This window comes from Protofrankia sp. CiP1_Cm_nod2 (genome assembly GCF_920664355.1).
Taxonomy (GTDB): Bacteria; Actinomycetota; Actinomycetes; order Frankiales; family Frankiaceae; genus Protofrankia.
In genome coordinates this window covers 1-11,338 of the sequence record NZ_CAKKTL010000028.1, presented here as the reverse complement: position 1 = coordinate 11,338, position 11,338 = coordinate 1, and the positions used below count along the sequence as shown (strand labels likewise).

The following is an 11,338-nucleotide window of genomic DNA, read 5'->3' as shown; positions in this document are numbered from 1 at the left end:
AGACAAAGGCGCGTGGGAAGAACATCGATTGCCGCATCCTCCTGAAAAGTGGGATCGATTTCGGCGATCTCGATGACATCCGCTTGGACACCTGGGACGCGCTCCAGGCGGAAGGCGATCTCGACACGGTCAAGGAGGTCTGGGTCGTCGTGAGCTCCGGACGGAAGCCACAGGGGCTCGGGCTGACGCTCGCGGGTATCGAATGGGGCCTGTCGGCCGCCTGCCCCACCCGGTTGGCGGAGATCCGTCGTTCCGGTGCGGGTTCGGACGAGTCGATCGTCGAGATCGACGGGGAGGCCGTGCTCAACCGTGTCGCCGGTGACGCCGAGCTGGCCCGGGTCGCGCTTTCCGCGCTCGAGTGCCTGGACGTCAGCGCCGCGGTGGCGCTGCTCGGCCAGGGCTCCGCCCAGCGGCTGCGGCCCTTCGCCGACAGAGCGCGAAGGCTGGCTTTCATCGGGCCGTCCGCAACGCTCGACCCGCGGTGGCTGGCATCCATCGGGCTGCCGGAGGGCCCGGAGCGTCTGCCCTTCCTGCTGTTGCGAGCCCGGCTCCGCCTGATGGAGACGCTGGCGGAGAGCGATCCCTGGGGCTGTGCCGTGCGGGCGGCCGTGCTGTGCGAGGGAACGCTGGGCAAGAACGGCAAAAACGGGTGGAACGCTCTCAAGAACCGTATTCCCGAAGCCGGCAGGATCGCTGGATATCGCAATGACAGCCCGGCCTCGCACGGGAAGGAAAAGGCCGCGCGGACGGGCCGGGCTGTCACTCACCCGTCCGCGGAGAAGCTGCGGGAGTGCTTGCGTGGCCTGCGCGAAGGGCTCAGCAGGCAGGTAAAGGTCGACGGCGTGGGGCTGCCGGACACCTGGGACGGTGTGCTCGTCGACGAGCTCAGCCGGCTGCGCGGCGAGCTTCGGGCGTTCACCGCGCCCGCCTGAACAGGGGCTGCGCCGGGTCAGAGGTCAGGCGGCAGTGCTGGGTCAGGGGCGGTGCCAGGTCTGGGGGTCGGCGGTGACCTGTTCGCCGCTGGCCATGTTCTTGACCTCGTGCGGCTTGCCGTCCTCGAAGGGTGGGAACCAGACGAACGGGATGCCCTTGCGTGACGCGTAACGGATCTGTTTTCCCAGCCTGTCGGCCTCGTGGTAGGTCTCGACGTTGTAGCCGCGGGCGCGCAGGTGTGCGGCGGTGGCCCTCGCCTCGGCCCGGCGGGCGTCGCTGGGGAGCACCACCAGGACGTCGCTGGGGCAGCTCGCGGCGGTTTCCAGGCGTCCTTCCGCCAGGAGCTTGGCGAAGATCCGGGTGAGCCCGATGGAGATCCCGACGCCGGGCAGGTGCCGGCGGATGAACGACCCGGCGAGGTCGGCGTAGCGGCCGCCCGAGCAGATGCTGCCGTAGTCCGGCCAGTCGACGAACTTCCCCTCGTAGACGGTGCCGGTGTAGTAGTCCAGGCCGCGGGCGATGGACAGGTCCGCCACGATGCTGCCGGCGGGCAGGTCGGAGAGCTCGTCGAGGACGAACGACAGCTCGTCCAGGCCCTCGTCCAGCAGGTCGGAGGTGACGCCGAGGCGGCGGATGTCGTCGGCCACGCCGGTGTCGCCGCCGCGGATGTGGGCGAGGTCCAGGCAGGCGGTGATCTGTTCGGGGGTGAGCCCGAGGGTGCTGGCGAGCAGTTTCTCGACGCCGGCGGTGCCTATCTTGTCCAGCTTGTCCGCGACCCGGATGACGCCGAGCGGGTCGCCGATGCCGAGCCCGGTGTAGAAGCCCTGCAGCACCTTCCGGTTGTTGATGTTGACCGACCAGGCGGGGATGCCGAGCCCGGTGAGGATCTCGTGGACGATGCGGGGGAGCTCGGCGTCGAAGTACAGCGGGACGCGGTCGACGTTGATGACGTCGATGTCACACTGGGTGAACTCGCGGTAGCGGCCTTCCTGCGGGCGCTCGCCGCGCCAGACCCGCTGCACCTGGTAGCGCTTGAACGGGAAGACCAGCTCGTTGAAGTGCTGCGCGACGTACCGGGCGAACGGCACGGTGAGGTCGAAGTGCAGGCCGAGCCGGGCGTCGCCGTCGTCGCCGTCGTCGGCCTGCAGCCGGCGCAGGGTGTAGACCTCCTGGGAGGTCTCCCCCTTCGCGAGCAGCACGTCGAGGGCTTCGACGGACGGGGTCTCGACCGAGCAGAAACCGTAGCGCTCGAAGGCCCGGCGGATCTCGTCGAGCCAGCGCAGCTCGACCAGCCGCACCTCGGGCAGCCACTCGGGGAATCCGCTGACCGGCGCGGGCCGGACGAGCTGCTCGTTGCCCATAGCGGAAACGCTCTCCTCTCGAGGACTACCTGACGTCGTGCACCGGATACGGTGAGGCATCGCGTGTGCGTCCCGGCCGGTCGGTCAGGACGCGCCTGAATCCAGCATGACCCGCCGGCCGTACCGTATCCCTTGCGCCACGGCGTGGGGACGGACGTCGTGGCGCACCGCGCGACGACGACCGCGCGACGGCTCCGCGGCGGCTCCGTGCCGGTAGCCGCCGGGCTACGACAGCTTGGGCAGGTCGAAGTGCTCACGGATCTCGGCCTGGACGTCGACGGCCGGGTGCCGGGCATCGACGATCGCCACGTACTCCTTGCGCTGGAAGATCTCCATCACCGGCCTGGTCCGGGCGTGGTACTCACGCAGCCGGACCTCGAGCGCCTCGGGGTTGTCGTCCGAACGGGTCAGCAGCTGGCCGCCGCAGACGTCGCAGGTGTCCGCCACCCGGGGACGGCTGGCGATGAGGTTGTAGTCCAGCCCGCACCGGGAGCACAGGCGTCTGGCCAGCACCCGCCGGTAGACCTCCTCGTCCGGCAGGTCCAGGTAGATCACACCGTCGATGTCGTAGCTCTCCAGGAAGAACTCGGCCTGCCGGGCGTTGCGGGGGAAGCCGTCGATGACGAAGCCGTAGTTCCAGTCGTGGCTGGCGAGCCTGTCCCGGACCACCGACTCGACGAGGTCGTCGCCGACCAGATGGCCGCTGGCGACGACGCGTCTGACCTGGGCGCCCAGTTTGGTATGGCTCTGTACATTCCAGCGGAAAATGTCACCCACGCTGATATGGACGAGGTCGAGGTCGTCGGCGAGCATTTTCGCCTGCGTGCCCTTGCCGCTGCCCTGCACGCCCATGATGACGAACTTGCGCATACCCACCTCCGGCTGCCAGAAGTCTCCGGTTCCCAGGAATTCCCCGCCACTCGCCATGCTCTCCCCGCGGCCCGGCCGCGGGCCGGCGCCGCGCGGCCCCGTCAGTCCGTGAGCTGGCGCCGCGCCGTACCCGCCGGCCTGCCAGGACGGTGGCGATGTGGTGATCGGACGGACGGCCCGGGCGCCGACCGGCCGGACACGCGCGGGAGCCTGCCGGCCGCGCCGGAAGCCGCGCCGTCCGGAGTCCTGGTCCGCTCGACAAAGCGCCGTTCCTGTTCCCTGTCGTTTGTGCCCGGCTGTTCCGCGCCCGGCCGTTCTGTTCCCGGCCGCCGCCCGCCGGCCCCACGCCGACCGGGACGAGGCCCGACCGTACCAGTGCCCGCCCGGCCCGGGAGGTACGCACACGGGAAATCTTCGTACTCGCCGGTGAAACAGTACAAAATGACCTTTTCGAAGCCGCCGGTGGCATCAGGACGGGCGAAGGGCAATGTTTTGGCGAGTATTTAGCGAATATTTGGCGAATGTTGCGGATGTCGGCGGCACCGGTGGGCGGGCCGTGGCGGGAACCGCGTATCCGGTCGCGCGGGCTGGTCCCGGCCGGCCGGCCGGCCGCCGTGGCCGGCCGATCCGTGACAGGCGCCCGGATAGCGGGCGAAGATGGCCGGGTGGACCCGGTGACGCTGTCGGTGCTGGTGAGCGGGCTCGCCGGGATCGCCGAGGAGATGGGGACGCTGCTGGTCCGCAGCGCCTACTCGTCCAACATCAAGGAACGTCGCGACTGCTCGGCCGCCCTCTTCGACCGGGCCGGCCGGATGATCGCCCAGGCCGCGCACGTCCCCGTGCACCTCGGCGCCATGTACGAGTCGGTGCGGGCGGTGGCCGCCCGCGGTGCCAGGCCTGGCGAGGTGTGGGTGCTCAACGACCCGTTCGCCGGCGGGAACCACCTGCCCGACGTCACGCTCGTGTCACCGCTGGCGGCGAACGGCGAGATCATCGCCTTTGCCGCGACCCGGGCGCACCACTCGGACATGGGCGGCATGCGCCCCGGGTCGATGCCGGCCGACTCGCGGGAGATCTACGCCGAGGGGCTCATCATCCCGCCGGTGCGGCTGGTCGCCGACGGTGAGTGGCGTGCCGACATCCTCGAGCTGATCTGTGCGAACTCGCGCACGCCGGAGCTGCGCCGCGGCGACCTGCGGGCCCAGGCCGCGGCGAACCAGCTGGCCGGCACCAGGCTGGCCGAGCTGATCGAACGCCGGGGCCTGGACGTCGTGCTGACGGCGTTCGCCGAGGTGCTGGCCTACGGCGAGCGGCGCTCCCGGGCGATGATCGCGGCGCTGCCGGACGGCCGGTACACCGCCGCCGGCGAGGTCGAGGGCGACGGCGTGACCGATGACGACATCCCGATCCGGGTGGCGGTGACGATCGACGGCGACGCGCTGACGGTCGACTTCGCGGGCACCTCGCCGGCGGTGCCCGGCAACGTGAACTGCCCGCGGGCCGTCACCCGGTCGGCCTGCTGTTTCGCGCTGCGGGTGCTGCTGCCCGAGGACGTCCCGGCGAACGACGGCACCTACGCCCCGCTGGAGGTGCTGACGCGGCCCGGATCCCTGGTGGACGCGCGCCGGCCGTCCGCCGTGGTCGCCGGGAACGTCGAGACGTCCCAGCGGATCGCCGACACGGTGCTGGCGGCCCTGTCCCAGGCCGTCGCGGCCGGCACGGCCCGTGAGGCTCGTACGGACAGCACGGCCGGCACGGCTCGTACGGACAGCACGGCCGGCACGGCTCGTACGGCCGGTGGGCCCGCGGCCGATGGGGCCGGGCGGCGTGAGCCCGGCGACGGCCCGGTCCTGCCCGCGCAGGGGCAGGGCACGATGAACAATCTGATCATCGGCGGGCGGGGGTGGACGTACTACGAGACGCTCGCCGGCGGCCAGGGCGCGTCCGCGCGCGGGCCGGGGCCGTCCGGTGTGCACGTGGGCATGACCAACACCCTGAACACCCCGATCGAGGCCCTGGAGCTGGAGTACCCGATGCGGGTCGAACGCTACGAGCTCGACATGGCCACCGCCGGGGCTGGTCGGCATCCTGGTGGCGCGGGGCTGGTGCGCTCGATCCGGGTGCTTCAGGAGGCGGCCCTGTCGCTGCTCACCGACCGCCGTCGGCACGCCCCGCAGGGCGCCGCCGGTGGCGGGCCAGGCGCGGTGGGGCGCAACGAGGTGGACGGCGTGCGGCTGCCGTCCAAGGCGGGCCTGGAGCTGGCGGCCGGGTCGGTCGTCACGATCCGTACTCCCGGTGGCGGCGGCTGGGGCCCGTCCGACGGCTGAGAGCCGAGGGCTTCCGCCGGCCGCTGCCGGGGCCGCTGCCGGGGCCGCTGCCGGGATGTGTACGGACGCGGCATACGGACGGCATGCGGATCCCGGCCGCGTCCGTGGTCGGATCGGCGTCGATCTCTGGCCGAGGTGATTGTCGTGCGCGCGGCGCCGCTATGATCCGTTTTTGGTTTGATGATATAAGGATGTTGTTCCAATGTTATTTTTATAATCATTTGTTGGTTGACTTGGTTACTTCTGGGGTGTAAATGCACGGAACGTACCCATGGTCGAATCGAAGTCCGTTCATGGGCACGGTGAGTCACGGCTGGTGAGTCACGGCTGCGAGGCAACGGGGCCGCGCCCAATGGCGGTGGAGGAGGTCCGGTGGACACGGTGGTGCTGTCGTCACTGGCGCGGTCGTTCGACGCCGCCCTGCTGTCGGCGGGTGCGCGGGCGGATGCCGCCGAACGGGCGTCCGCGTTCGAGGATCTTGTCCTCCGCTACTGCGAGCCCGGCCGTTTCTACCACACGCTGCGTCACGTGAGTGAGACGTTGGTCGCGCTGCGGCTGCTCGTCACGGCCGACCGGGAGCGCGGCCGGGAGCAGGACCGTGACCGGGCCGGCGGGTGGGAACGGGCCGGCGGACGGGCCCGGCCGGGCGGAGCGGACGACCCGGCGTCCGCGCTGCCCGCCTGCCGGCTCGCGCTCTTCTTCCACGACGCGGTCTACGACACGCGGACGAGTGACAACGAGGCCCGGTCGGGCGAGCTGGCGGCCGCCACGCTGACCGCCCTGGGCTGCCCGCGGCCGGTGGCCGCCGACGTCGACCGGCTGGTGCGGGCAACCGCGGCCCACCTGTCCGCGGGCCCGGACGAAGCCATGGTCAACGACGCGGATCTGCGGGTGCTGGCCCGGCCGGCGCCCGCGTACGACGTCTACGCCCGCAGGGTACGGCGGGAGTATGCCTGGGTCTCCCCGGAGCGCTGGGCCTCCGGCCGGGCCGCCGTGCTGCGCACGCTGCTCGAACAGCGCGTCTACGCCACGCCGTGGGCGTCCCGCCACTGGGAGCCGATGGCCCGCGCCAACCTGCGCCGCGAGCTGGCAGGCCTGCGCCGTGAGCTGGCCGGCCAGCCCTGAACACCTGCGACAGCACTCCGGTGGGTGGAAACCGCCACGGCAGCGACCGTTTCCACCCACCGATACGGAAGCCGTAGGGAAGCCGTAGGCGGGAACCGCTGCGGCCGCGATGGAAACCACCGACGCCTTCGCCGAGCGGCTATGGTTTCGCCCATGTCAGTAAAGAAGGCGGTGATTCCGGCTGCGGGCCTCGGCACCCGGTTCCTGCCGGCGACCAAGTCCCTGCCCAAGGAGATGCTGCCGGTCGTCGACCGGCCGGCCATCGAGTATGTGGTGGAGGAGGCTTCCCGCGCCGGTCTACGGGATGTGCTTCTTGTCACGAGCCGCACCAAGAAGGCGGTGGAGGACCATTTCGACCGGGAGACCGAACTCGAGGCGGCCCTGGAACGGAAGGGTGACACGGCCAGGCTGGGACGCATCCGCGCGTCGGCCGAACTCGCCGAGGTGCACTCGGTCCGCCAGCAGGCCCCGCGGGGGCTCGGCCATGCCGTGCTGTGCGCGGCCGGGCACGTCGGCGACGAGCCCTTCGCGGTCCTGCTCGGCGACGACCTGATCGACGAACGTGATCCGCTGCTGGTGGAGATGCTCGCGGTGCGGGAGCGTTTCGGCGGCAGCGTCGTCGGCCTCATGGAGGTTCCGGAGGAACTCGTCTCGCTGTACGGGGTGGCGACGGTCGACCCGACGGCCGTCGGGCCGGCGGGGGAGCGCTACCAGACCGTCCGCATCCGGGACCTGGTGGAGAAGCCCTCGGCCGACGAGGCGCCCAGCAACCTCGCGATCATCGGCCGGTACGTCCTGTCACCGGCGATTTTCGACGTGTTGCGGCGGACACCACCCGGCCGTGGGAACGAGATCCAGCTCACCGACGCCTTGCGGACGCTGGCCCACCTCGGCGACGATGCGGGCGAGCCCGTCCACGGGGTGGTCTTCACCGGGCGCCGCTACGACACCGGTGACCGGGTGGACTATCTCAAGGCCGTGATCCGGCTCGCCTGCGAGCGGCCGGACATCGGCGGGGAGCTGTACCCGTGGCTGGAGGAGTACGTCTCCGCCGGCGGCCCCAAGTCCGATCCCGGTCCGTGAGAGCCCGGCCGGTGACAGGTGTGAGACGGCCGGCGGGCCTGGCGGGCCTGGCGGGCCTGGCGGGGTGGAGGCGACCGGTGTGAGGCGATCGACGTGAAGTCGGTGGACGCGCACCTCGCCGACATCCTCGCCGCGGTCGGCCCGTTACCCGCACGGCCGCTGCCGCTGGGCGCCGCCCACGGCTGCGTGCTCGCCGCCGACCTGCACGCGGCCACCGCCCTGCCCGGGTTCGACAACTCGGCCATGGACGGCTACGCCCTGTACGCCGCGGACGTCGCCGGCGCCGGCCCCGACCACCCGGTGACCCTGCCGGTCACCGGGGACATCCCGGCCGCGCCGGGCACCCCGGCGCCGGTGGCACCCGGCACCGCCGCCCGGATCATGACGGGGGCGCCGTTGCCGCCCGGCGCCGACACCGTCGTCCAGGTCGAGTGGACCGACGGCCGGATGGACCGGGTCACCGTGGCGCGCGCGCCCGTGCCCGGACAGAACATCCGGCGGGCCGGGGAGGACGTGGCCGTCGGCGACCTGGTCCTGCCCGCCGGGCGGCTGCTCGGCGCGGCCCAGATCGGCCTGCTCGCGGCCCTGAACGTGGCGGCGCCCACCGTCCACCCGCGTCCCCGGGTGGCGGTCCTGTCGACCGGCAGCGAGCTGGTCGAGGCCGGTGGGACGCCCGGGCCCGGGCAGATCGTCGACTCCAACAGCCACGCGGTGGCGGCGGCGGCGCGGGAGGCGGGCGCGCGGGTCCGGCGGTTCGCCGGCGTGCCCGACTCCCCGGACGCGTTCGCCGCGCTGCTCGACGACGTCCGCACCGACGCCGACGCTGTGATCACGACCGGCGGGGTGAGCGTGGGCGCCTTCGACGTGGTCAAGCAGGTTCTCGCCGCCGCGGGGACGGTCCGTTTCGAGCGGCTCGCCATGCGGCCCGGGATGCCGCAGGGGTTCGGGGTGCTCGACGGCGTGCCGGTGTTCACCCTGCCCGGCAACCCGGTCAGCGCGCTGGTGTCGTTCGAGCTGTTCGTCAGGCCCGCGCTGCGGCGGATGCGCGGGCTTGCGTCCGTGCACCGTCCGACGCTGGTGGTCACGACGGCCCAGCCGGTGCGGGCCGCCGCGGGCCGGCGCTCGTACCTGCGGGTCCGGCTGGCCGATGGCGGCGCGGGCCGCCCGCCCGTGGCGCATCTCGCCGGCGGCCAGGGCGCCCACCAGATGTCGGCGCTGGCGGCCGCGGACGCGCTGTTGATCGTTCCGGCGGATGGCGGTGAGCTGCCCGCCGGGCGGGAGCTGACCGCGCTGCTGCTCGACGACGAGGTGACGGTGGCGAGCCGCCGCGGCGGCGTGCCACCGGCCGGCCGGCGGCATGTGGAGGTGGGCGGGTGACCGAGCCGGACGGGCCGAAGCTGACCCATGTGGACGCCACCGGCGCCGCCCGGATGGTCGATGTCTCCGCCAAGGACGTGACCGCGCGGACGGCGACGGCCCGCGGCTGCCTGCGGGTGGCGCCCGCCGTCGTCGACCTGCTGCGCGGGGCCGGCGTGCCCAAGGGGGACGCGCTCGGGGTGGCCAGGGTGGCGGGCATCATGGGCTCCAAGCGCACGTCCGAGCTCATCCCGCTGTGCCATCCGATCGCGCTGTCGGGGGTCCGGGTCGACATCGACGTCCACGACCATGGTGTCGAGATCACCGCGACCGTCCGGACGGCGGACCGCACCGGCGTGGAGATGGAGGCGCTGACCGCGGTGGCGGTGGCCGGGCTCACACTGCACGACATGGTCAAGGCAGTCGATCCGGCCGCGACGCTCACCGACATCCAGCTGCTGGTGAAGACCGGTGGACGGTCGGGTGACTGGCGGCGCCACCCGGTCGTCGCACCGCCGGACACGGGAGTGCGGGCCGGGTCGTCAGGGGTACCGGCCGGTGCCCGTGCCCGAGTGATCACGGTTTCGGACCGCGTGCACGCCGGCGGGTACGCCGACCGGTCCGGGCCGCTGGCGGCCGGGGCGCTCGGCCGGATCGGCTTCGTCGTCGACGACGTGGTCGTCGTCCCGGACGAGCCCGACGCGATCGTGGCCGCGCTGACGGCGGCGGTGCGTGCCGGGATCCATCTGGTCGTCACCACCGGCGGCACCGGTCTCGCGCCCAGGGACGTCACGCCGGAGGCGACCCGGCTGGTGATCGACCGTGAGGTGCCCGGGCTCGCCGAGGCACTGCGCGCGGCCGGCCGGGAGACGGTCCCGACGGCGGTCCTCTCCCGCGGGATCGCCGGTGTGCGGGAGGGGACGCTGGTGGTGAACCTGCCGGGCTCCACCGGTGGCGTCGCCGACGGGATGACCGTGCTCGCCGGCGTGGCCGGGCACGCCGTCGCGCAGATCAGGGGCGGCGGGGAGCACCGTCACGCCGGCTCCCACGATCATGCCGGTGACGCGGCGGGCGCCGGCCGGAGCCCGCGGGAGAAGAGGGGATGAGGGCGCCCGGGTGGCCGGCGAGTCTCACGGACGGGCCGGTGGCCGTGCGTCCTCTGCGGCTGCGCGAGGCTGCCACCTGGGTCGACATCCGGCTGCGCAACGGCGACTGGCTCGCGCCGTGGGAGGCGACGGCGAAGGCGCTGCCCGCCACCGACGAGGCGTGGGCGCGGCGCCAGACCGTCGGGGTCTACATCCAGATGGTGCGGCGGCTGCGCCAGCAGGCGCGTGTCGGTCAGGCCCTGCCGTTCGCCGTGACGTTCGAGGGCCGGCTGGTAGGACAGATCACCGTTTCCACGATCGTCCGTGGCGCGTTGAACAGCGGCCATGTCGGTTACTGGGTTGACCGTATGTATGCCGGCCGTGGGATAACCCCGACCGCATTGGCGCTGGTGGTGGATCACTCTTTCACCGCGGTGGCACTGCACCGGCTGGAGGCGCACGTCCGGCCGGAGAACACCGCGAGCCGGCGGGTGGTGGAAAAGCTCGGGTTCCGCGAGGAGGGGTTCCACCGGCGCTATCTGGCGATCGGCGGGGCTTACCGGGACCACATCAGCTACGCCATCACCACGGAGGACGCTCCGGAAGGGCTGCTGAACCGCTGGCACAGCGTCCGCGCGCCACATAGCTGAGATCAACAACACCTACTCGACATTAACTGAGAGTAGTCATGCGTCTACTTTCAGATGTGACGTCGGCCACACGTAGGGATGGTTGTCATGGTTTGTCTGTCCGTTAAGATCCTTTTGTGGTGTGTGCGTCGCCGTTTCGCGATCGAGCTTGGCTCGATGAGCTTTTCTCGGCCTCAATTCAGTTACTAAGCGTGAACGTGATGTGGGCTGCGATGCCGCGACACGCGCTCTTCGGGTCGGTGACCGGACGGTATTCGCTCACTAGCGTTCCTCGGAGCGCCTGAGGATAGCGGCGTCGCGCCGCTGGGCGTCCCTATCCTCCCGGCGGCGCGAACGCCCATGATCGGGCCGCCGGAGCCCCTCGTATTTCGGCGCGGTCGACATGCGGGGCCCGGGTCCGCCAACGTCATCTTCGATATCCGAGTCGGCAGGAAGGCCACCGTCCATGGTCAACTCGCCTGTACGGCAGCCCGCGCCGCCTGAGGCTCGTACGGGCGCTTCGCGGTCCGCGCTCCGATGCCGTCTTCCGGACACGCTGTCATGAGCGC

At 71.9% G+C, this 11,338-nt stretch carries 9 protein-coding genes; 7 read left to right on the top strand and 2 right to left on the bottom strand.

Translation table 11 applies throughout. The annotated features are described in order from the left end of the window. Nucleotides 1-932 (top strand): hypothetical protein (locus tag NBW84_RS05055; protein ID WP_250282152.1); only part of this gene is annotated, 932 nt, incomplete at its 5' end. A 42-nt stretch (nt 933-974) separates the two neighbouring features. Here NBW84_RS05055 and hisS read toward each other — a convergent pair. Together hisS and NBW84_RS05045 are read right to left on the bottom strand one after the other, a co-directional pair. Then, complete coding sequence (gene hisS / locus NBW84_RS05050; protein WP_250282151.1) at nt 975-2,294, bottom strand: histidine--tRNA ligase; 1,320 nt, start codon at nt 2,292-2,294, stop codon at nt 975-977. 225 nt (nt 2,295-2,519) lie between these two features. Further along, entirely contained in the window at nt 2,520-3,164 is a 645-nt protein-coding gene (locus tag NBW84_RS05045) for an adenylate kinase family protein (RefSeq protein WP_250282150.1), read from the bottom strand. Nucleotides 3,165-3,829: 665 nt separating this feature from the next. On the opposite strand from NBW84_RS05045, the gene NBW84_RS05040 reads away from it, so the two are divergent. The 6 genes from NBW84_RS05040 (at nt 3,830) to NBW84_RS05015 (ending at nt 10,790) form a co-directional block, all read left to right on the top strand. Further along, complete coding sequence (locus NBW84_RS05040; protein ID WP_250282149.1) at nt 3,830-5,491, top strand: hydantoinase B/oxoprolinase family protein; 1,662 nt, start codon at nt 3,830-3,832, stop codon at nt 5,489-5,491. Between the two features lie 372 nt (nt 5,492-5,863). Further along, nucleotides 5,864-6,616 carry an HD domain-containing protein gene (locus NBW84_RS05035; protein ID WP_250282148.1) on the top strand — a complete coding sequence of 251 codons (753 nt, stop codon included), beginning with the start codon at nt 5,864-5,866 and terminating at the stop codon, nt 6,614-6,616. Between the two features lie 153 nt (nt 6,617-6,769). Continuing rightward, nucleotides 6,770-7,699, top strand: coding sequence for a UTP--glucose-1-phosphate uridylyltransferase GalU (gene galU, locus NBW84_RS05030; protein ID WP_250282147.1), 930 nt, complete (start codon nt 6,770-6,772; stop codon nt 7,697-7,699). A gap of 93 nt (nt 7,700-7,792) precedes the next feature. After that, nucleotides 7,793-9,076 (top strand): molybdotransferase-like divisome protein Glp, encoded by a 1,284-nt coding sequence (glp, locus tag NBW84_RS05025; RefSeq protein WP_250282146.1) that lies wholly within the window; start codon nt 7,793-7,795, stop codon nt 9,074-9,076. Next, nucleotides 9,073-10,161, top strand: coding sequence for a bifunctional molybdenum cofactor biosynthesis protein MoaC/MoaB (gene moaCB / locus NBW84_RS05020; RefSeq protein ID WP_445548560.1), 1,089 nt, complete (start codon nt 9,073-9,075; stop codon nt 10,159-10,161). The genes glp and moaCB overlap by 4 nt, the downstream gene beginning before the upstream one ends. Then, nucleotides 10,158-10,790, top strand: a complete 633-nt coding sequence (locus NBW84_RS05015) for a GNAT family N-acetyltransferase (protein WP_250282144.1) — start codon at nt 10,158-10,160, stop codon at nt 10,788-10,790. Before moaCB ends, NBW84_RS05015 begins: the two co-directional genes overlap by 4 nt. Nucleotides 10,791-11,338: the final 548 nt, after the last annotated feature.